Raw genomic sequence first — 20,225 nt, forward strand, 5'->3', positions numbered from 1 at the left:
GACTAGGTCTATATAAATAAAAAAATCGTTATTTGAAACAACTTGATTTTTTTTATTCATAAATTGTTTCAAAATCCGTATTTAGAAAATAAAGGAATAAACCAATTTATTTATGTTTTTTATTATAAAGTAAATAGAAAATAACACACTTTTATTCTATATTTAAATCCTTTTACTTATCTATCGTGATGAAATGTCCCGTTTTAGAGAAAAATAAAAAGAGAATGGGAATTTCCCATTCTCTGTGTTGTTACTCTTCAAATAAATCATCTGCAAGTTCATCGATTTCTTCTTGCAGTGTTTGGGTGCGCGCCTCATCTATCGTAATCGTTCCATCTTCCGCAATATCGATTGCTTGGCCGACTTCGATTTCATCGGGACATTGTGAACGCGGAATGTCCTGTGTAGTACCATCTTCTAATTCAATGACAACGAGACAAAGTTCAAAACGGTCAACAATGGCCTTCATTAGCGCTCCTCCTCAACTGAAATGGTCTGTCCATCGGATGTAAAGACGATAGAACCATACTGATCTGTACGTAAAATGTTAGCGCCAGTCGCTTTTAAACGCTTCAGTGCATCGGCTGTTGGGTGATTGTAGCGATTCCCTTCACCGACACTAATGACTGCATATTCAGGCTGTAACGCAGCTAAGTAGTCGGTATTCGATGCTTCACTTGCACCGTGGTGACTCACTTTTAATACATCAATCGGCTCTAATACGCCTGCTGCTAGCATATCTTTTTCAGCAGGCGTTTCAGCGTCACCTGTTAATAAAAATTTCTTTTGTCCATGCGTAAGTTCAAGGACGGCACTCCAGTCGTTTAAATCGGCTTTTGAGTAATCCTTTGTTGGCCCAATAAAGGTCATCGTTACACCTTCAGCCACCGACGGAATATCGACGCCTTGCTTGGCTACTTTAATCGATAGCTTTTGCTTTTTCACCGCCTGTAAAAATTCCTTGTAGGCCTGTGTTGTATGCGTCACACGCGGTGCATAGACGGTCTTCACCGGGAAATGATTGATGACATCGGCTAAGCCGCCTACATGGTCAGCATCGGGGTGAGTAGAGATGACAGCATCAAGCGCTTTGACATCATGCTGTTCTAAATAATTAATCACCGTTTTTCCTTGACCCTTATTGCCAGAATCGATGACGATGTTTTCTTTCCCCGTATCGATCCAAATGGCATCGCCCTGTCCGACATCGATAATATGTACGCGAATATCACCATCTGTTTGCACCTTTTTATTCGGTGAAGGGGCCTCATCTGCTTGCTCGATTACAACGGCGGCAATGATACAAATAATAATAGCGAGAACAATAATCCCTATTTTTTTCATACGAACCCTCCTTTTGTAAATAATGTACCATAATAAAGGATTATTTGCTGATGAAAGGGAATAAGAAGAGTAAAGAATGAAGGGGTGGAATAGATGACAATTTGGCATGAACAAGAACAAACACCAGGCGCGACATATACAGAAATTGTCGCTGTAGAGCGCGGATTAGGCGTGAAGCTACCGAAAAGTTATGTAACACAATTAAAAGTACATAACGGAGGGACGCTACGCTATACGAGCTATAATAATGAACAATTAGCAGAGCCGTTATTAATTGAATATATGTATGGCACAACGGGCTCACCGTCGTTAAAAGACACACCAGAGTTAATCAAGGAATACAATTTAGAAGAAAATATCGTCATTTTTGCTGGAGATGGTCAGGAATGGTTTGCCTTTGATTATCGTCAGAGCGCTACAGAGCCGGCTGTACTAGTTTTTACTGCGGATGAAGATGTTATTGAACTTGCGCCGTCATTTGATGCCTTTATTACAGGCCTTGGCTATGACGGGGAGCAATTTATGGAAGATGATGAGGGCGATGATGAAGCGGACTCAGAGATGGCGATTTACGATATTAAGGAACAGCTAAATAACGCGGAATCACCAGATGAGTTACGTGAAGCATTAGAAGCGGCAACGCATTATATGCAGGAAAATCCAGATGAAGAGGCAGATGTGTATTTCGTCGGTGAATTATTGGATGTAGCACGCTACCCAAGTGAAGAGGCACATCAATTTGTGCCACATTATTTAAAATTATGGGAGCGTCAAACAATTATTACTGCTGCGCAAGCTAAAAAATGCATCGAACGCTTGCAACAAGAGGGACGCTGGAGTGAAAATATGCAACAAATTTATGACGCATAACAATAGAGGCTAGAGCATATATGTGAGCATAAGAAAAACCGGAATCGCACTGTTGTGCGGTTCCGGTTTTTTGTTACGAACGTTCAAAAAGGAACATGATATGTTTTGTCAAAGCCTCGTCTTTTCATTATTCAATATCAATTTTATAATCTGCTGGCTGAATTAGCTTCACTTTGAGCATAAATACTTTGATTAATACGAAGTTTAATGCGAATGGTACGACGAAGAATGTCACAAGCATCACAAGCGTGTTTTTCATCGACCAACCGCCATCGACAAGATTCATATGATTTAGGGGGCCAACCAGTCCAGATAGGCCAAAGCCTGCCGACATCGGTGTTCCTTGAATGTTTAACACACCTGCCATCGCACCAAGAACGGCTGCAGTAATGAGCATCGGCGTCACCATTTTGGGCTTCATAAAGAAGTTACGCATCTGAATTTTAGGTGAGCCGAGCACATGTGCGAGCGCTGTACCGACGGAATTTGCTTTTAGGCTTGCAAGGAATAAACCTGTACCTGCTGCTACAATCCCTAAGTTCGCAGCACCAGAGGCAATGCCTGTTAGCGATACGACCGTTGCCACACCAACTGTTGAAAGTGGTGATAAAATAAGGAGGCAGAAAATGACTGCGAGTAGGGCACCCATAAGAACGGGTTGTAGGCCCGTTACATATGCAATCCCGTCACCGATATAGCCGGTACCTGATTTGACATAAGGAAGTAACATATAGCCGACCATCCCTGGAATTAAAACCGTTAATGTCGGCATTAATAAAATCGTGTAGCCTTTTAATTTTGTGCCGATTGTTTGGACGAATAGTACCGCCAGTGCTGCGGTAATCCCGGTGTTTAATACAACACCAATGCCTGAAATAACCATGCCACCTTCTGTGAATGTAATGACACCACTACCAAGCACCGCCGCTAAGCCGATACTTGCTGTTTGAATCGGTGTTAATTTGAAACTCATCCCGATTGTAATCCCGATTAATACTGGGAGCATACTCATCACGAGCACCGTGGCATTTAGTACATGGGATAGTGCCGGGAATGTTGGAATTAATAATTTCAAAATCTCACCGATAAGGGCATTTGGAATCAATGCAACGACAATCCCGATACTCATCCCGGTTAATAGTTTATTGAAGAAATCTTTCATAAAATAAATCCTCCTTGTAAGCCGTTAAATAAAGTAGACTTAGTTTATCGCGTTGAAGTGTAAAAGTAAACGATTAATTCTGAACAATTCAATATTTCTGAAAATAAACGACAATTTAATGCTTTTTCGAGCAAATTAGGCAAAATAAAAACAGACACAAAGTGCCTGCTTTTTAAATTACACGTCCAAGTAGCCTAAAATCATAATCCCAATAAAGATAAGGAAAATGACACCGTACTGGGCTTTGGATAGTTTTTCCTTTAAGAAAATACGTCCTAAAATCATTGAGAACACGAAGAACGATGAAATGATTGGCGCTGCTAACACAGCTGCTGACGCCATCGCATACGTGTAGAAGAATTGACCTGCTGTTTCGAGTACAGCGGCGATCCCACCATTTTTTTGCTCGCGGATTTTGAAATCGACGCCTTTTGCTTTTAAGTAAATATAGTACACAACGGCTACCGCAAACCATGTATACTCATACGCAATAATGGCTGGTCCTTCTTTAATTAGTGCGAGTTCATCTAACACAACACCATCTGCGAATGAACCGACCCCATCAAGTAATGCGTATAGTAACGGGAAGATTAGCGCGATAAAACCGTAACGATATTTCGTATCGACTTGAATGCCTTTACGACGTAATTCGATATCATCGTATTTCTTCTCGATAAAGGCTAACCATAAAATACCTGCTAAAATAAAGACGAAGCCGGTAATATGAACCCATGTAATATCTTTCGGGAAGAAAAATAAGAGTAGTAATACAGTAATGGCACCTGATGAGTTTTGGAGTGGTGCAACAATTGATAGCTCTAAATAACGTAAGCCTACATAGCCAAAAATCATCGACGCGATATACAGCGCAGATACCGGTAAATACGTAATGAAGTCCTGTGCCTGTACATGAACATCTGCTGTAATCCAATAAATTGTTGCGTGAAGCCCCATTACTAAGCCGACCATAATGGCGATTTTAGCATGACTGTGACGATCTGTTTCTACAGACGCCTTTTTATAAAAGAGGTTAGCCGCACCCCATAAAATCCATGTTAATATTGCAAATAAAAACCACATAATAAAATTATTCTCCTTTTAATTGGTTGATTCATTTTTTATGGAAAAAGGAATCAACCTAAGGCGAATCTTTTTTACTTAATGCCGCCACGAGCTCTTCAACAGAAGAAGCAATCATGCCATGTTGCTTAATTAAGCCCACAACGAATAGATTGCGGTAAATAAATTGGTTTTCCGTTGCATCTTGTTTTAATGCATCGATTTTTTTCACATTATCGCGTCCTTGTTGACGTGAATCGGTTAGTAATGCAAAAATAGGGCGTTTTAATGTAGCGAATGCGCCGATTTCTGCCGCCACACCACTATCAATTTCAACGCCATCAATAACGGCGATTAAAAAGTCGCTCGCCATTAAGGCATCCATATCTGCCGAGGCGATTTGTGCGCTATCTGCATAGGCAGATTTATCGTTAATCGCGCCATTTTCCTGTGGCACATATAAATCAACGCCAGGAAGCGCCTGACGTACTTCTTTTGCGATAATTTCGTTCACAAGGCGGTCGCCAAGGCTAAATAATCCATTGGCTAAATAACCTGTTTTCATCAATAAAAGACCTCCATTCTGCTTAAATATAAGGATGCTTCACCCCACAGCACTTAGCGGCGAGAATTCCACTCTGAATAAGCGATAAAAGCAATGACAAATAGGAATGCGCAGACAAAAAACCACGTTGGCACACCTGACATAAAACTTAAAATCATCGAATCCCTCCTAATCCATTAATCATAGCACAGCCTTTTTCATCGGGGAACTACACAATATGCGCAAAATCGGGTAAAATAAGAAGGAATTTAATAGAAAGAGGTTGTGACTGAAATGACAATCCATTTAAACTGGAAAAACGCACCAACAATCAAGAAAGTAACATGCACAAATACTGATGCTAAAAAATTCTTAGTATCTAATGTTTTAACTGTTGGTAAAGAGTACGAAGTGAAAAACGAAACAGAAGAATTTATCTTCATCGTAGACAATTCTGGCCACGTTGGCGGTTTCTACAAATCTTATTTCGCGTAATCATTAGACGACTAGGCGACTGTTTGCTACCATTAAGCAAACAGTCGCTTTTTTATTTTAGGAGGGAATTTTTCATGGAATTAATCGAACACGTACACGCAGCACGTTTAAAACGCCAATATGAGCCAGCGGACACGAAGCTCATTGCTACAGGGGGCTACCGTTCACCGGATGCGCATTTACTAGAGGATGTGCTCGTGAGCATTGCGTTGAAAAAGCCGGTGCTACTAAAGGGTCCATCTGGCTCGGGAAAAACGAAGATGGCGGAAACAATTTCTGCATACTTTAATCAGCCGATGCATAGCATTAACTGCTCAGTAGACCTTGATGCGGAGAGTATGCTAGGTTTTAAAACCGTTGTACAGCAGCAGGGACAAACGATGATTGATTTTGTGGAAGGACCTGTTGTTAAGGCGATGAAAGCGGGGCATATTTTATACATTGATGAAATTAATATGGCGAAGGCCGAGACATTGCCGATTTTACATAGTGTGCTCGATCACCGACGAATGCTGACAAATCCATTTACCGGAGAAGTCATTTATGCACATGAGGATTTTAACGTTATTGCGGCCATCAATGAAGGCTATATTGGTACGACACCGATGAATGAGGCGCTGAAAAACCGCTTCGTATCGTACAGTGTGCCGTATATTTCAGGGGAGCAATTAAGCGAATTATGGGATGAGCGATTCCCTGAGCTTCTGCCAGCGATCAAAACGATGATGCTCTCGCTTGCAGAGGATTTAAAAAATCAAGTACAGCAAGGCATTTTGAGCGAGGAGGCGGCATCGATTCGAAGCTTACTAGATGCGACGGAGCTTGCACAATTTATCGCGCCGCTGCGTGCTGTACGCTATGCGATTGCTGAAAAATTAGCCGACCAAAGTGAACGTGAGCTTGTCATTGAACTTGCAAAAACGTGGATAAAGTGAGGCGATAACGATGGCAGAAATGGGCCGGTTTATTCAATTTAATAATGAACAGCTAAATGCACGTCAAATGTTGCAATATGAAATGCTCGCACGCGCATTAGCAGGTAATAAGGAACTCGCGATTAATGAACGCCAGCTTATTGAAATGAACCCACAGCAGCAGAAATTATCACTTTCCGTCTTTTGGCGCCACCGCGAGGAAGCCATTATGCATTTAGGGCGCCTATCAGATATTTATTTAATGGCAGCGGGTTTTTGGCGTTCATTTGATGTGCGTGCTTATCTAGATTATGTCGATGACACAAAGAATGAGCGCTTACCGCGTCTACGCCGGCAGCTCGTATTATTAATAGAAGAATTTCGTTTAGTCGAATATGTATCCAAACAGCGTCCTGGCACAGCGGAGGCCTTTGATGTGCGCCGTCGTACGTATAGCGCGACCCATCGTCAGCAAATGAATGTACACCGTCAAAAGCAGCTGTATGCAGAATACGCCATCAATTATTTATATGTAGCAGCGAATGAGGGCACATTAACACTACCAACAGACGGTTTTGAGGAAATTCACTGGCAAATGCAGGGCATTTATGACGTTAAGTCTACAAAGGATAGCATCGCGCTCGCATGGCGCTTAATGAATTTAATTGAGCCGCGTGTACAGAAGGATTTGAAACAAAACTTTTATGCATTATTTGATACTGTGTCTGATGCAGTGACCTTTATCGAATCAAAAGGTGCAACCTGCTTAGCTACGGGTGATAAGGACACTGCGAAGGAAACGATTGAGGAAGTATTTCGCGCCTGGCATCGTGAAACGAAGGAACAAGAGGGGGCGCATTTACGCCTAGAGCTTGGGCGTGGTAATGAGGGCCGTAGCCTATCAACCGATGCCGAAGAAGGCGATGCGCAAAATGACGTTAGTGAAGTCGGAACGGGCGGCGATACAGATCACGAAGCGGAGCCTAAAAAGGACGACATCCCGGAAACGAAGAAATTACAGCGTGGTACGAAAAAGCATGCGGGTGAAGCATTTGGCGATGATAACCGCCATGTTACGTATGAGGAGACGCGCCTTGAAAAAACGGAGGATGCACAGCAACTAAGTGAGTTGCTACGCTTCCGTACTGAGCAAGAACCGTTAGTGAAGGCAATGATGCTCGAGTTTCAAAAGCAAATGGCGCAAAAGCAAGTCGCCAAGCGTACACATTTATCGTATGGTCGCTTAAATAGCCGTGAGTTGCTACAGTTTGTGACGGATGAGCGTCCTAAGCCTTTTTATAAAAAGGATGCACCCGCCAAGCCATTAGATGCGGTATTTGGCTTATTGATTGATGGCTCTGCATCGATGCTTGATAAATTAGACGAGACGAAGCAGGCCGTATTGTTATTCCATGATGTGCTGCGTAAGCTTGCAATCGCGCATGATATGGTGTGCTTTTACGAAGATGCCTACGAGGCAACATCAACCGAGCAACCGAATACGTTTGAGTGGCTACACCGTCTTGAGGACGGGGTGCAAGATGACGGCGCACGCATTATGGCATTAGAGGCACATGAGGATAATCGCGATGGCTTTGCGATTCGCTGGATGGCGAAGCGCCTATTGCAGCGCGACGAAAAACATCGCTTCTTGCTCATTTTCTCAGACGGGGAGCCCTCTGCATTCCGCTATGCTACTAATGGGGTGCTCGATACAGCTGAAGCTGTAATGGAAGCGGAGAAAAACGGTATTTCAGTCGTGCATTTATTTTTAAATACGGAACAACCAACGGACGAGCAGCGCCATCTGTTCGCAACCATTTACGGCAATAAATCCGTCACTGCAGAGGATGTTGCGCAGTTTAGCGATATTACACTGCGCCTACTTCGCAAGCTCATTCGTTATGTGATTCAAAGTACGTAAATGACTAGAATTGGCTCAAATTTGATTGGAATCCACTAGAAAAGTCGAAAATATACAAAAATGACGTATAATTAATGGGAAATGTTGTATATTTATAAAACCTTTTCATCTATAATAAAAAAGAAATGGTTTTAAAACGTAATAACATGCTCGTTTAGGTAGTAAACAACCGAGCATGTTATACATAGGAAGACAAACGTCAATTATTTAAAATAAACGTAAAAGGTGGATACAATGAAACAAGTAAAAATTTGTGGTAATCCGGATTGTCGTGCGGAAAACAAAGTAACAAATAATTTTTGTTCAACCTGTGGCAAACCGTTGCCTAAAGAAGAAATTCCTAAAAATCCAACACATGTAGAGGGCGCAGCATCATCAATCAAGCTAACAAAGACGTCAGCAGAAGCACCTAAAACAACGTCACGTTTAGAGAAAAAAACGGTGACACCAACCAAGAAGAAATCATCGAAAAAGCCCCTGTTTATTGTGGGTAGCATTATCGCATTATGTGTTATCGCTTTTGCTATTTTATTCTTTACAGTCGGGAATAAATCAAGCGTACTCAAACAGCTTGATAAGGCATCAGAAACAGGTAAAGCAAGCGACTTTTTATCGGTAGTATCAATGGATGATTATTTAGCTATTGAAAAGAAAGCATTTGGTAAGATGATTGAAGAGGAAAATAGCGCACAGCTAGCAACTGAGACTATCAATGCTTTTGAGAAAATGGAGCAAGACAATGCCACAACAAGTGATTTGGCCTTTAATTCAGGGCAAAATAAACTAACGTTACTTAAAACAAAAAAATGGGGATTTTTTACAAATTATGCGATCGAGCCAACTTCTGCAACTGTCACAGTACCGACAGAGCAAGAAAACCTAAAAATCAAATTTGATGGGAAGGAAGATGAGCTCGGTAGAAGTGCGGATACATGGGAGCAAAAATTATTACCAGGTGAATATGATTATACAATTATTTGGGATTCGCCGTACGGTCAAGTTGAAAAAGTGTTTACAGGTGCAGTGTATAATGACTATACGAATGAATGGCCGACCGAAATGGAGTTATTCTCACCTGTCTCTATTCCGAGCACCTATGAGGACAAGGATTTAACGTTTTATGTAAACGGCGACAAAGCAGATGTATTAATCGAAGATAATCAACTAGTAGTGCCCCGTAATAGCGCCTTTGATTTACAAGCGAAATTTGAAGAGGACGGAAAAGAATATACGTCGAAAACGATTAAGGTTAATTCGACGACATCAACAGAGCTTATTTTTGAAGACTATGGTAAAAAAGAGCAAGCTGTTACGCCTCAGCAAGCTGAAGAAGATACTACAGCAGACAACAATACAGCAGATGTTAAAGCCGAAATGAACACGTTACTAGATGCTTACTTTGTCTATTATGTAAATGGTGATGCCAATAGCTTAAGTGAAGTTATCGCACCAGGAACAGAATTTTTAAGCAGTCAAACGAATTACGTTAGAGGGCTACAAGAAAAAGGGACGCAAGTTGATTTACGAAATTATCAAATTGCATCAATTAATAAGTTAAGCAGCACGGAATTTATTGCGACGGTAAATGAAGATTATGTCGTACAAAAAGCCGGAGAAGCCGCAAAAAATATTCACCAAGTATCTGAGTATACGGTGAAAAATATCAATGGTCGTTATTACATGACAAAATTAACGATTCGTTAATTGAGAAGCCGTTCCTAATATGGGAGCGGCTTTTTTAATATCGTGAAATGAAATCGCGAATTACCTCAGAAAGCGTCTTTTAGATACGACATATTTTTGAATATGTGACAACTCTAAGTGAATAGACCTGCAACTGTAGTAACGATATGCCTTTTTATTATAAAAAGATAAATACATACAAAAAATACTGGCGATATGTAATAAGTTTTATCCTGATTTCTTTAAAAAAGTGGCTATTTATGGTGCTCTACGGGATGTTTTTTGACCGCTTTGCGCACTTTACGGGGCATTTTTGATCGAGAATGGGAAGTTTTTTCAAGCCGACCTATGCCAAGCCTTTTTTAGTATACATTGTCATTTATTTTAAGATGATGAGCGTTATCTAACGCCAAAATTCCTTTTATTGTACCGCTAGAGGAAGAAAAATGCCTGATTTCTTTAAAAAACGGGCAGAGTAGCTGCTTATGCTATTGTACATTTTTGCGATATGGCGCGAAATAATGGTTTTTATTGACAGCTTTTGCATGCTGCTTACAAAAATGAAAAAAATGTATAGGACGATGGTTTTATTTTGACACTTATTTCAAAATAAGTCGTATCCAAAAGACGCTTTCTGAGCTAATGAGTAATTTCTGAACAACTATTTTGTGTAGATGATGCGCAAATTAGCAATAAAAAAAGAAGCGAGTAATTCACTCGCTTCTTAACGAATTAACGATATTGCTGTTCGTTTTTTGTGTACTGTAGTTGTAGCAAACGTTGTTTTAAATCCTGTTCCATTTGACTAAGCTCAATTTCAGCGGCGCGACGTTTTTCATGACCCTCTGCTTGGATTTGTAATGTTTCTTCAATCGTTTGCACAAGATTGTCCTGTGTTTTCTTTAATGTTTCGATTTCGACAATGCCGCGTTCGTTTTCGCGTGCGGTTTCAATCGTATTCATACGCAGCATTTCAGAGTTGCGTAATAATAAATCATTTGTCGTTTGCGTCACTTGTTTTTGTGCCTCTACCGCTTTACGTTGATTATTTAACGTAAGGGCAATTGCAATTTGATTACGCCATAATGGAATCGATGTCATAATCGATGATTGGATTTTCTCAGCAAGCGCTTGGTTCGTTGATTGGATCATACGAATTTGAGGAGCCGATTGCAAGGTGATTTGACGTGATAACTGCAAGTCGTAAATTCGTTTTTCTAACCGGTCCACAAACTGGTTTAAATCATTTACTTCTTGCACCTTCATTTGGTCATTCGATGCTGCTGCTTCAGCATGTGCTGCCGGGATAATCTCGTTGACGATTTCATCACGCTTAATTTCTGCCGCTGCAATATAGACATTTAAAGCCTCAAAATAGGTTTTATTTTGGTCATACAATTGGTCAAGCATGCGCACGTCATCTACTAAGCCACGTTTTGAATGTTCTAGCTGTACGCCAATGCGATCAATTTGTGTGCTTAGTTTTTGATATTTTGTCATCATTTCATTTACTGATTTTTGTACTTTATGGAATAATTTTTTCAGGCCCTTTGGTTTTTCTTCGCGTAAATCTTCAGGGTCTAATTGATTTAATTTATTCATTAAATCCGTTAAAATCGAACCGACTTCACCAACGTCTTTTGCTTGGACATGGTCGAGCATTTTATTAGAGAAAGATGATAGAGCAGCTTGTGCATTTGCTCCATATGATAAAATGGCCTCCGTTTGTCCGATAGGAATTTGCTTCGCTAGTTCGTGTGCTTTTTGCTGTTCTTCAGGTGTTAAGCGGTCCATTTCGCGTACGGGCTTTGCGGGCTGTACAGCTTCGACCGGTTGCTGCTGTGGTAATTGATCCATCGTAAAGGGGTCTTTTAATAAGTCATCCAGCGATTTATCATTTTGTGTCATAAAATCATCTCTCCCTAATTATTAAAGTGGCGACGTTCCATACGTGTTCGCGGCTGCTCCTGTACACGCTTTAACGGTACAAGCTCTGGCTCGCGGAACGGGATATCTTGTTGCTTATCTAATTCCTCTTTTTTCTCAAGTGAAACAGGTTCTTTGGCAGGCTTTTGTAGTGCTGCTTCGAATTCGTCCATTTCATCGAGTTGTTGCGGCTTTTTTGTTGGCATAACAGGCTCTGAATCGGCACGTTCGTGGAAGCGTTTTGCAGTAATACTCGCAAAATCAAGCTCCATTTTCAGCGACTGAATATCGTCTGCTAATACTTCGCGTAAATCCTCGTCTAACATGCGATTATATTCATCTAGTGCATGCTGCGTTTGACGTAGCGCGATTTGCACATCATGGTCTTTGATTTTTTCACGTGATAACGTGACGTATTTTTCAGCAAGCTCTCCAACAGAAGGTAAGTGTGCGTAGAAAAATGTTTCCGCTTGATAAAATTTCAGCGGATTTTTTTTGACGATATTGACAATACGCTTAGCGGTTTTGTTCATATCATACAATTGGCGGAAGCCTTTAATCGAACGGACTTTTGTAAATAAGCTAGCGAGCATAGCTGTTGTATCGGTTGCTTCTTGTAGTTGTTCATCGATTAATTTATATTCTGATTTTGTTAAATTGAATTGTTTGCGAATAGCACGTTTTTGAAAGAATTTTGTTGCTAGGGCTGTAACGCCAAAGCCGACAATCCCAGCAAAAACACTAATGAAAAATGGTAGACCGAAGCCCATCCATGTAATGCCCGTAACAATTGGCCCGATTACGAAGGCGAGTGCGTAACGCAAAAAGTGGTGGCCTATATTGAGCATGTGAATCCTCCTCTTTCGTTGAAATACATTGTAATAACATATACGAATAGGATATAAGAAAGTTTCATTTTTTCAAAAAAAAATGATTGGCGCACCTTTTATTCCATCGTAAATCGCTTGGCTTCAATACCCGCAATTAACGTATTAATATGCGTCAGTACGTGGCTAGACGCCTGTTCTAATGCTTGTAAATGTTGCTCAGCACGCGAAATATGATGATTATTAAATTCGATAACCGCCTGGCGAGCGGATTCATGAACTTGTGCATGATAGGCATCAAGTGCGATATAGCTTGCTTCATCGCCGAAGCGCGCGATGGTTTTAGGGTCTCGGTACCATTTGCCAAGTCGACAATCCGCATGCGAAGATACCTCATCTGGATGAATAGTTTCAAGCCCGATAAACAGATTGTATACACGCCATTTCCATAAAATATGGTCTGCTTTTGATAATTGTAAAAGGGCATAGCTTGATAATGGAATGTTGTTGTCGGAAACAATATGTAGACGGAATGCATTGATGTCTTGATTCAGTTTGTAAACCCCTTTTGACGTCAGTTGACCAAGATGGCGAATGTCTTGTTGCAATTGATTGATTTCCATCATACGCTGTGACATGTCATCGACAGCCATCGACTGCTCTGCACAAATAGCGGCTGTCGTACGCACATCCTCATTGATTGTTTCAATCGTATTAACAATATCGGTGAGTAGTGGCAGGGAACCTTTTGCCTCTGCAGTAGCGTTTGTAATAATGCAGGTCGTTTCAGCAATGGAATCGGCAACAGAGGTCGCATAACGTTTAAGATGATCGACATTATCCGAAACACCAGTTAAGGCATTGACTGTATTTTCCGCGAGCTTACGAACTTCTTGTGCGACGACGGCAAAACCTTTGCCGTGTTCTCCGGCTCTTGCCGCTTCAATTGAGGCATTGAGTGCGAGTAAGTTGGTCTGGTCGGCAATATCATGTACAAGCGTTACGACATTTTCGATTTTATCAACACGCTGTTGCAACTGTTCGAATGACTGCACGATGGCGGTAAAGGTTTTTTCGGTATCGAAAATTTTCGTTAAGGCATCGCCAATAGTATCTTTTGAATGCTGTGCTTTTTGGCGTGAGCTTTCGGTTTTCTCGGCAATCGTTGAAGTCGTGAAGGCAACTTCTGTAATCGATGCACTGACCTGCTCTGTGCTAGCAGTTGAGGACTGTATTTCCGCTGCCTGTCGGTCTAAATGAAGCGCTAAATCTTTCATATAAACAATTTGTGAGGCGGTATCCATTAAATGCCCAACTTCGGTGATGGAATGTTCGAGCATACGCTCTGTAATCGACTCAAATAGCATTTCCTGGTCGATGTTCATGGCAGCCTGAAACGAGCGCATCAAGTCGAATGCTTTGGCAGGTTTAAAGCCAAAGTTATACAATATATGTGTAGTAATATAAAAAGTAAATTGATTAAAGACCACAATTGTTCGCCCAGGCTCGTATTTATAGTGACGGAATTGATAAAAGAACTGTAAGACATTTTCTACATATAATTCATCGCGTGGTTGTAAGAAAAAATTTGTTAAATAGTGATGAATGGCCTCATCCGAAATGATATCCTTGTCATTTGGTGCGATTTCTGTTAAATATAAACGGAAGATTTCGTCCATGGATGGCTTTGTGTCACGTAATTGAGCGTATAAAACCTGTAAGTTTTCCTCATCATGGTGTGAAAAATGGTTGAAGGCGAGTGTTTGTTGAAAACGTTCAAGTGTTTGAATATCGGTGCCACGTTCAAGTAGCTGGTGTAATTCAAGTTTTGGTCGCAGTGCAGAAAACATAAAATCCCTCCAATAAATAATTTATAGATTTATTTTACCATAAAACGTCTCTTTTATTGGTACTATAGTATTGTTTTTTGAAGAATGAAAGGAACGAGAAATATGTATAAAGTGATTTATATGAAAGCAGATTACGAGCCATGGTGGCAATTTGATGGCTGGGAAGAGCATATTGTCCGCGAGCGAGAATTTGCTAATAAATTTGAGGCGGAGCGCTTTTTAAAGCAGGCACTTGCAACGATGAGTGAACAATACCCGCATCAAGAGCATCGTAAGGAACGTTTTTGGGCATTTTGGACAGAAGAAGAAATTGCCTTTTGTGAATCATGTGATGATGACATCCAAACGTATCATGGCATTATTTGGCAAAAATCGTAACAATAATTTTTGATATTTTTAGGAAAATTTTGAATTTTATTTGACAACGTCTATCAGCGTGATATACTTATTTCAACAAATGAAATTCTGATTGACCGCGAACTTCCATTCACATATTACAAAAAGTGATCGGCTTGTCTTCAACGGTACTTTATGTAATATGTGAATTTTTGTTTTGCGTAAATTTCATTTTTTGTTTGTTCATTTTATTTTTGGAGGTTTTTTCACATGAAACAAGGTACAGTTAAATGGTTTAACGCAGAAAAAGGTTTTGGCTTCATCGAAGTAGAAGGCGAAAACGACGTATTCGTACACTTCTCAGCAATCCAAGGCGAAGGATTCAAATCTTTAGACGAAGGTCAAAAAGTAGAATTTGAAGTAACTGATGGCGCTCGTGGCCCACAAGCTGAAAACGTTGTAAAACTTTAATTCTTAACTATTTTAAGGGAGGAAGTTTCCGCTTTACTCCCTTATTTATTTATTATAAAGGGCAGCATGTATGCTACCTTTTATAATATGTAAATCAAGATTTGCGTATTAATTTTTTTTATATTTTTGGAGGTTTTTTCACATGAAACAAGGTACAGTTAAATGGTTTAACGCAGAAAAAGGTTTTGGCTTCATCGAAGTAGAAGGCGAAAACGACGTATTCGTACACTTCTCAGCAATCCAAGGCGAAGGATTCAAATCTTTAGACGAAGGTCAAAAAGTAGAATTTGAAGTAACTGACGGCGCTCGTGGCCCACAAGCTGAAAACGTTGTAAAATTCTAATTTTATGTATAAGAGATGAAGCAATGGCTTCATCTCTTTTTTTGTCGAGAAAAATAGAGAATTAAGGTAAACTAATGATTGAAAGGAAAGGAGGCCCAGTGTGCTATGGTATCATTTCTATTGACCTCGCTTCGCTTATTTAAAGCGATTTTACATATGATGCGCCGCAAGTTATTTTGGTCTGTACTGACGACCTTAGGGTTTATTTTGCTATCGGGTACATTATTTTATCATCAAGTAGAGAACTGGCATTTTCTCGATTCATTTTACTTTGCTTTTACGACATTAATGCCAACAGGTCTTAATACTGGACTCTCGCCATCTACAGGTTTTTCCAAAGTGTTTACGATGATTTATTTGGTAGTCGGAACAGGAGCGATGTTATCGATGCTTTTATTAATAGGCTCTGCTGTATTAACATTTGAAAAAAAAGAAATGAAGCAGGAGTCTAAAAAAAGTGATTGAGCGCTCCGTAAAACGGGAACAGTTTGAGTAAGAGGTGATAACTATGCTTGAAACATTAAAATCAGATCCACGCCTACAAGCAATTGTTGTAACAGGTGTTGTATTAATCGGCATTGCGTGGCTATCCGATAAGATGGATATTGATTTAACGTAAGGGGTTGCGAAAGCAATTCCTTTTTTAATTGCGAAAAAACGTGTCTGAAATAGAAAATGATTGAATTTTCTAATTAATGGAAGTATACTCATTGTAAACATACCTACCGGTTAGTATGTAAGAGGAGGGCTTTTAATGGAGTTTATGTATTCAGAGAAAGTACAAGCATTACAGGCACGTGTAACACAGTTTATGGAGGAGTTTATTTATCCGAATGAAACACTGTATGAGGAACAGCTTACCGCACAAAAAGACCGTTTTGGTGCAATTCCACCAATTAAATTAGAATTGATGCAACGTGCAAAAGAAGCTGGATTATGGAATTTATTTTTGCCGGATAGTACATACGGAGCCGGGTTAACAAATTTAGAATATGCACCACTTTGTGAAATTATGGGACGTTCTGCTTTAGCGCCTGAAGTGTTTAACTGCAATGCGCCAGATACCGGTAATATGGAGCTGCTTGAGCGTTATGGCACCGAGCAACAAAAAAAGCAGTGGCTTGAGCCGTTATTAGAAGGCACAATTCGCTCTTGTTTTTCAATGACAGAGCCAGATGTTGCGTCAAGTGATGCGACAAACGTCGAGGCGTCCATCGTACGAGATGGCGATGAATACGTTATAAATGGGCGCAAATGGTGGAGCTCTGGTGCTGGGGACCCGCGCTGTACGATTTCGATTGTTATGGGAAAAACCAACCCGGATGCACCGCGTCATGAGCAGCAGTCGATGATTTTAGTGCCGATGGATACACCAGGATTGAAAATAGAGCGTATGCTATCAGTATTTGGCTATGATGATGCACCACATGGGCATGCGGAAATCACGTATACAAATGTACGTGTGCCCGTTAGCAATGTCATTTGGGAAGAAGGCAAGGGCTTTGCGATTGCGCAGGGACGACTTGGACCTGGGCGAATTCATCATTGTATGCGTCTTATTGGGGCAGCAGAACGAGCGCTTGAGGAAATGTGTAAGCGTGTCGAGGCGCGTGTGGCGTTTGGCAAGCCGCTAGCAGCACAGGGAATTGTGCAAACGTGGATTGCGGAATCACGTATGGAGATTGAGCAGGCACGTCTTTTAACATTAAAAGCGGCGTATATGATGGATACGGTCGGCAATAAAGCGGCTAAACAAGAAATAGCGATGATTAAGGCAGTAGCGCCACAAATGGCATTGAATGTTATTGACCGAGCAATTCAAGCATTTGGTGCGAAAGGCGTTAGTGACGATACACCGCTTGCCTTTTTATGGGTGCAGGCACGTACACTGCGCTTTGCAGATGGTCCGGATGAGGTACATAAGGCGCAAATTGCAAAATTAGAGCTACGAAAATATGCGACACAGAAAGCGAGTGTGAACTAAATGGAGATGTTTCGTTTAGATGGGCAAACAGCGATGATTACAGGTGGCGGCCGCGGACTTGGCGCACAAATTGCACAGGGCTATGCGGAAGCGGGCATTCAAAATCTTGTCTTATGCTCACGTAAGCAGGAGGCATGCGAGGAAACGGCGGCACAGTTGCGTAGCACATATGATGTCAATGTGTTAGCACTTGCCTGCGACGTGACGGATGCTACGAGCGTGCGCGAGGCAGTCGAGCAAACAATTGAAGCGTTTGGTCAGCTCGATATTTTAGTGAATAATAGCGGTGTCTCATGGGGAGCCTCTTTTTTGGAGATGCCACTTGAAGCCTGGAATAAGGTTGTTGACACGAATATGACGGGAAGCTTTTTAATGAGCCAGGCAGCAGCAACGGTTATGCAAAAGCAAGCGCAAGGTGTCATTTTAAATATTGCATCGATTGCAGGTTTTGGCGGCACACCACCTTTTATGGAAACAGTCGGCTACAATGCGAGCAAGGCGGGCATTATTGCGATGACAAAGGATTTAGCAGTGAAGCTTGGGCGCTACAATATTCGCGTCAATGCACTTGCACCAGGTTTTTTTCCTACAAAAATGTCGACGGCGCTTATTGAGCACGGGCAATCGTATATTGAAGGGCATACACCACTTGGCCGTTTAGGCGGTGCGGAAGATTTAAAAGGTGCGGCTATTTTCTTAGCATCACCTGCAGCGAGCTATATTACCGGCGCAATATTGCCAGTTGATGGCGGTATGAGCACGTATTAGGGAGGGCTTTAGATGAAGGAACAACTTGTGGCAGAAAGTGTGCGCTTATTTGAACAACGTGGTTTTACGAATACATCCTTGCAAGACATCGTCGAAGCACTCGGTGTGACAAAGGGAACCTTCTATTATTACTTTCCGACAAAAGAAGCGCTTTTAATGACAATTCATGAAAGCTATATTGATTCGCTACTCGATAGGCAGCAGCGGGTTTTAGCGCAGACAAAAGATGTGCGTACACAATTACGCCATATTGTGCAGCTATTAATAGAAGATATTCAAACACATGGGCAACAAGGGCGCGTCTTTTTTCGCGAAATTCGGCATCTTGATGAGACGAACGGGGCACGTATTCGTGATAAGCGACGTCAGTTTCGCATCGTACTCGAGCAAGTCATTGCCAATGGTGTAGAGAATCGCACATTTCGTCACACATTGCGCCCGGATATGACAGCGTTTGCGATTTTAGGTATGACCAATTATAGCTATCAATGGTATCAGCCAGATGGCGAGATGGCACCGCAAGATTTAGCTGATTATTATGTCACATTATTGTTAGATGGAATGGAGGAAAGGCCATGAAAGATACGATTGATGTACGCACAGGAGAAGAGCTCGACATAGTAAAATTAGAAGCATTTATTCAACAGCATAAGCCAGCGCTTGGGCGGCTACGAACATATGAACAATTCGGCGCCGGTGCATCGAATTTAACGTATGCGCTCACATTTGAAGGGGGAGAGTATGTACTACGTCGTCCACCACTTGGCCCTGTTGCACCCAAAGCACATGATATGGCGCGTGAATATACGATTTTATCGATGCTACAGCCACATTTGAAACAAGTGCCGACACCGCTTCTTTATTGTGAAGATACAGCTGTCCTCGGTGCACCATTCTTTTTAATGGAAAGAAAGCGTGGCATCGTGCTCGATACAAAAATGGATGGCACGTATGACGAACTACTTGGTCAGCGCATTTCAGAATTAATGCTTGATTTGCTCGTATCACTGCATGCCATTGATTATAAGGAAACAGCGCTTTATGATATGACGAAGGCAGAAGGGTTTTTAGAGCGCCAAGTGCATGGCTGGATTGCGCGCTATGATAAGGCAAAAACCGATGATATTAAAGTAGTGGATGAATTAACGCTTTGGCTTAAAAATCATATACCCGATTCATCGGATGCGACGATTATTCATTATGACTTTAAATTGAATAATGTCATGTTCAATGACGATTTCTCAGACATTATTGGGTTGTTTGATTGGGAAATGACGACAGTTGGGGACCCGCTTGCGGACTTAGGTGTTATGATGAGCTACTGGGTTACCGAGCAGGATGAGGATACGCTAAAATATATGCTCGGCAAACCACCCGTTACCGTACTCCCAGGATTTTATACGCGCGAAGAAATGATTGCGCGCTATGCTGAAAAAAGTGGGCGCGATGTATCGGCGATGCCTTACTATATAACCTTTGCCTATTTTAAATTGGCGGTCATTGGGCAACAAATTTACGCGCGCTATTGTCATGGGCAGACGCAAGATGCACGCTTTGAACAGTTTGGACAACTCGTGAAAAATCTTATGCAGCATGCCTTAGCACAGACGAAATAACAAGAAAAGAAGAGGCTGGGACAAAACCCTAGCTAAAGAAAGGACTTCGGCAAATGAAGATGCCGAAGTCCTTTTTATCTGTAATTTTTTTGTTTTTGTATAGAATAAA

Annotated in this window: 21 protein-coding genes; 13 read left to right on the plus strand and 8 right to left on the minus strand. The window is 41.2% G+C overall.

Annotated elements, in window-relative coordinates; translation table 11 throughout:
• Positions 1 to 250: 250 nt before the first annotated feature.
• Positions 251 to 469 carry a DUF3006 domain-containing protein gene (locus tag ACFSY7_RS05295; protein ID WP_020189797.1) on the minus strand — a complete coding sequence of 73 codons (219 nt, stop codon included), beginning with the start codon at positions 467 to 469 and terminating at the stop codon, positions 251 to 253.
• Entirely contained in the window at positions 469 to 1,344 is an 876-nt protein-coding gene (locus ACFSY7_RS05300; protein ID WP_380147116.1) for a ComEC/Rec2 family competence protein, read from the minus strand. Before ACFSY7_RS05300 ends, ACFSY7_RS05295 begins: the two co-directional genes overlap by 1 nt.
• Before the next feature lie 93 nt (positions 1,345 to 1,437).
• Here ACFSY7_RS05300 and ACFSY7_RS05305 point away from each other — a divergent pair, with 93 nt between their 5' ends.
• Positions 1,438 to 2,214, plus strand: a complete 777-nt coding sequence (locus ACFSY7_RS05305) for an SMI1/KNR4 family protein (protein ID WP_380147117.1) — start codon at positions 1,438 to 1,440, stop codon at positions 2,212 to 2,214.
• Between the two features lie 127 nt (positions 2,215 to 2,341).
• Here ACFSY7_RS05305 and ACFSY7_RS05310 read toward each other — a convergent pair whose 3' ends face one another.
• From ACFSY7_RS05310 to ACFSY7_RS05320, 3 genes are all read right to left on the minus strand, one after another.
• Positions 2,342 to 3,376: a PTS transporter subunit IIC gene (locus ACFSY7_RS05310; protein WP_380147118.1), complete on the minus strand. Its 1,035-nt coding sequence runs from the start codon at positions 3,374 to 3,376 to the stop codon at positions 2,342 to 2,344.
• 177 nt (positions 3,377 to 3,553) lie between these two features.
• Entirely contained in the window at positions 3,554 to 4,456 is a 903-nt protein-coding gene (locus ACFSY7_RS05315; protein WP_380147119.1) for an EamA family transporter, read from the minus strand.
• A 58-nt stretch (positions 4,457 to 4,514) separates the two neighbouring features.
• On the minus strand, positions 4,515 to 5,000 hold the full coding sequence (locus ACFSY7_RS05320; protein WP_126990533.1) for a nucleoside 2-deoxyribosyltransferase: 486 nt from the start codon (positions 4,998 to 5,000) through the stop codon (positions 4,515 to 4,517).
• A 273-nt stretch (positions 5,001 to 5,273) separates the two neighbouring features.
• Here ACFSY7_RS05320 and ACFSY7_RS05325 point away from each other — a divergent pair, with 273 nt between their 5' ends.
• From ACFSY7_RS05325 to ACFSY7_RS05340, 4 genes are all read left to right on the plus strand, one after another.
• Positions 5,274 to 5,474: a DUF6501 family protein gene (locus ACFSY7_RS05325; RefSeq protein ID WP_020189804.1), complete on the plus strand. Its 201-nt coding sequence runs from the start codon at positions 5,274 to 5,276 to the stop codon at positions 5,472 to 5,474.
• Positions 5,475 to 5,548: 74 nt separating this feature from the next.
• Positions 5,549 to 6,409, plus strand: coding sequence for an AAA family ATPase (locus ACFSY7_RS05330; RefSeq protein ID WP_020189805.1), 861 nt, complete (start codon positions 5,549 to 5,551; stop codon positions 6,407 to 6,409).
• A gap of 10 nt (positions 6,410 to 6,419) precedes the next feature.
• Positions 6,420 to 8,312 carry a vWA domain-containing protein gene (locus tag ACFSY7_RS05335; RefSeq protein ID WP_380147120.1) on the plus strand — a complete coding sequence of 631 codons (1,893 nt, stop codon included), beginning with the start codon at positions 6,420 to 6,422 and terminating at the stop codon, positions 8,310 to 8,312.
• A 234-nt stretch (positions 8,313 to 8,546) separates the two neighbouring features.
• Complete coding sequence (locus ACFSY7_RS05340) at positions 8,547 to 10,016, plus strand: TcaA NTF2-like domain-containing protein (RefSeq protein WP_380147121.1); 1,470 nt, start codon at positions 8,547 to 8,549, stop codon at positions 10,014 to 10,016.
• A 711-nt stretch (positions 10,017 to 10,727) separates the two neighbouring features.
• Here the strand turns inward: ACFSY7_RS05340 and ACFSY7_RS05345 are convergent.
• The 3 genes from ACFSY7_RS05345 to ACFSY7_RS05355 all read right to left on the minus strand — a co-directional run bounded on the left by ACFSY7_RS05345 (position 10,728) and on the right by ACFSY7_RS05355 (position 14,598).
• Positions 10,728 to 11,903 carry a toxic anion resistance protein gene (locus ACFSY7_RS05345; RefSeq protein ID WP_380147122.1) on the minus strand — a complete coding sequence of 392 codons (1,176 nt, stop codon included), beginning with the start codon at positions 11,901 to 11,903 and terminating at the stop codon, positions 10,728 to 10,730.
• Positions 11,904 to 11,917: 14 nt separating this feature from the next.
• Positions 11,918 to 12,769 carry a 5-bromo-4-chloroindolyl phosphate hydrolysis family protein gene (locus tag ACFSY7_RS05350; protein ID WP_020189809.1) on the minus strand — a complete coding sequence of 284 codons (852 nt, stop codon included), beginning with the start codon at positions 12,767 to 12,769 and terminating at the stop codon, positions 11,918 to 11,920.
• A 98-nt stretch (positions 12,770 to 12,867) separates the two neighbouring features.
• Positions 12,868 to 14,598 carry a methyl-accepting chemotaxis protein gene (locus tag ACFSY7_RS05355; RefSeq protein ID WP_380147123.1) on the minus strand — a complete coding sequence of 577 codons (1,731 nt, stop codon included), beginning with the start codon at positions 14,596 to 14,598 and terminating at the stop codon, positions 12,868 to 12,870.
• Positions 14,599 to 14,700: 102 nt separating this feature from the next.
• On the opposite strand from ACFSY7_RS05355, the gene ACFSY7_RS05360 reads away from it, so the two are divergent.
• The 8 genes from ACFSY7_RS05360 to ACFSY7_RS05395 all read left to right on the plus strand — a co-directional run bounded on the left by ACFSY7_RS05360 (position 14,701) and on the right by ACFSY7_RS05395 (position 20,116).
• On the plus strand, positions 14,701 to 14,976 hold the full coding sequence (locus ACFSY7_RS05360; RefSeq protein WP_020189812.1) for a DUF1033 family protein: 276 nt from the start codon (positions 14,701 to 14,703) through the stop codon (positions 14,974 to 14,976).
• A gap of 228 nt (positions 14,977 to 15,204) precedes the next feature.
• Positions 15,205 to 15,405: a cold-shock protein gene (locus ACFSY7_RS05365; RefSeq protein WP_126990528.1), complete on the plus strand. Its 201-nt coding sequence runs from the start codon at positions 15,205 to 15,207 to the stop codon at positions 15,403 to 15,405.
• A gap of 142 nt (positions 15,406 to 15,547) precedes the next feature.
• Positions 15,548 to 15,748, plus strand: a complete 201-nt coding sequence (locus ACFSY7_RS05370) for a cold-shock protein (protein WP_020189813.1) — start codon at positions 15,548 to 15,550, stop codon at positions 15,746 to 15,748.
• 105 nt (positions 15,749 to 15,853) lie between these two features.
• A complete protein-coding gene (locus ACFSY7_RS05375) occupies positions 15,854 to 16,213 on the plus strand; it encodes an ion channel (RefSeq protein ID WP_380147124.1) in 360 nt (119 codons plus the stop codon).
• Positions 16,214 to 16,502: 289 nt separating this feature from the next.
• Complete coding sequence (locus ACFSY7_RS05380) at positions 16,503 to 17,732, plus strand: acyl-CoA dehydrogenase family protein (RefSeq protein ID WP_380147125.1); 1,230 nt, start codon at positions 16,503 to 16,505, stop codon at positions 17,730 to 17,732.
• The gene (locus ACFSY7_RS05385; protein ID WP_020189817.1) at positions 17,733 to 18,500 is read left to right on the plus strand and encodes a glucose 1-dehydrogenase; all 768 of its coding nucleotides are present in this window, start codon (positions 17,733 to 17,735) and stop codon (positions 18,498 to 18,500) included.
• Positions 18,501 to 18,512: 12 nt separating this feature from the next.
• A complete protein-coding gene (locus ACFSY7_RS05390; protein ID WP_380147126.1) occupies positions 18,513 to 19,079 on the plus strand; it encodes a TetR/AcrR family transcriptional regulator in 567 nt (188 codons plus the stop codon).
• Positions 19,076 to 20,116 carry a phosphotransferase family protein gene (locus tag ACFSY7_RS05395; protein WP_380147127.1) on the plus strand — a complete coding sequence of 347 codons (1,041 nt, stop codon included), beginning with the start codon at positions 19,076 to 19,078 and terminating at the stop codon, positions 20,114 to 20,116. The genes ACFSY7_RS05390 and ACFSY7_RS05395 overlap by 4 nt, the downstream gene beginning before the upstream one ends.
• Positions 20,117 to 20,225: the final 109 nt, after the last annotated feature.

It is taken from the genome of Kurthia populi (assembly GCF_042686175.1).
Taxonomy (GTDB): Bacteria; Bacillota; Bacilli; order Bacillales_A; family Planococcaceae; genus Kurthia; species Kurthia populi.

Bases quoted from the DNA above. Each gene is read 5' to 3' on its own strand.
- ACFSY7_RS05345 (WP_380147122.1), bottom strand. From the start codon at position 11,903: ATGACACAAAATGATAAATCGCTGGATGACTTATTAAAAGACCCCTTT.
- ACFSY7_RS05320 (WP_126990533.1), bottom strand. From the start codon at position 5,000: ATGAAAACAGGTTATTTAGCCAATGGATTATTTAGCCTTGGCGACCGC.
- ACFSY7_RS05385 (WP_020189817.1), top strand. From the start codon at position 17,733: ATGGAGATGTTTCGTTTAGATGGGCAAACAGCGATGATTACAGGTGGC.
- ACFSY7_RS05315 (WP_380147119.1), bottom strand. From the start codon at position 4,456: ATGTGGTTTTTATTTGCAATATTAACATGGATTTTATGGGGTGCGGCT.
- ACFSY7_RS05390 (WP_380147126.1), top strand. From the start codon at position 18,513: ATGAAGGAACAACTTGTGGCAGAAAGTGTGCGCTTATTTGAACAACGT.
- ACFSY7_RS05305 (WP_380147117.1), top strand. From the start codon at position 1,438: ATGACAATTTGGCATGAACAAGAACAAACACCAGGCGCGACATATACA.
- ACFSY7_RS05355 (WP_380147123.1), bottom strand. From the start codon at position 14,598: ATGTTTTCTGCACTGCGACCAAAACTTGAATTACACCAGCTACTTGAA.
- ACFSY7_RS05330 (WP_020189805.1), top strand. From the start codon at position 5,549: ATGGAATTAATCGAACACGTACACGCAGCACGTTTAAAACGCCAATAT.
- ACFSY7_RS05350 (WP_020189809.1), bottom strand. From the start codon at position 12,769: ATGCTCAATATAGGCCACCACTTTTTGCGTTACGCACTCGCCTTCGTA.
- ACFSY7_RS05335 (WP_380147120.1), top strand. From the start codon at position 6,420: ATGGCAGAAATGGGCCGGTTTATTCAATTTAATAATGAACAGCTAAAT.
- ACFSY7_RS05370 (WP_020189813.1), top strand. From the start codon at position 15,548: ATGAAACAAGGTACAGTTAAATGGTTTAACGCAGAAAAAGGTTTTGGC.
- ACFSY7_RS05380 (WP_380147125.1), top strand. From the start codon at position 16,503: ATGGAGTTTATGTATTCAGAGAAAGTACAAGCATTACAGGCACGTGTA.
- ACFSY7_RS05340 (WP_380147121.1), top strand. From the start codon at position 8,547: ATGAAACAAGTAAAAATTTGTGGTAATCCGGATTGTCGTGCGGAAAAC.
- ACFSY7_RS05395 (WP_380147127.1), top strand. From the start codon at position 19,076: ATGAAAGATACGATTGATGTACGCACAGGAGAAGAGCTCGACATAGTA.
- ACFSY7_RS05310 (WP_380147118.1), bottom strand. From the start codon at position 3,376: ATGAAAGATTTCTTCAATAAACTATTAACCGGGATGAGTATCGGGATT.
- ACFSY7_RS05365 (WP_126990528.1), top strand. From the start codon at position 15,205: ATGAAACAAGGTACAGTTAAATGGTTTAACGCAGAAAAAGGTTTTGGC.
- ACFSY7_RS05360 (WP_020189812.1), top strand. From the start codon at position 14,701: ATGTATAAAGTGATTTATATGAAAGCAGATTACGAGCCATGGTGGCAA.
- ACFSY7_RS05295 (WP_020189797.1), bottom strand. From the start codon at position 469: ATGAAGGCCATTGTTGACCGTTTTGAACTTTGTCTCGTTGTCATTGAA.
- ACFSY7_RS05300 (WP_380147116.1), bottom strand. From the start codon at position 1,344: ATGAAAAAAATAGGGATTATTGTTCTCGCTATTATTATTTGTATCATT.
- ACFSY7_RS05375 (WP_380147124.1), top strand. From the start codon at position 15,854: ATGGTATCATTTCTATTGACCTCGCTTCGCTTATTTAAAGCGATTTTA.
- ACFSY7_RS05325 (WP_020189804.1), top strand. From the start codon at position 5,274: ATGACAATCCATTTAAACTGGAAAAACGCACCAACAATCAAGAAAGTA.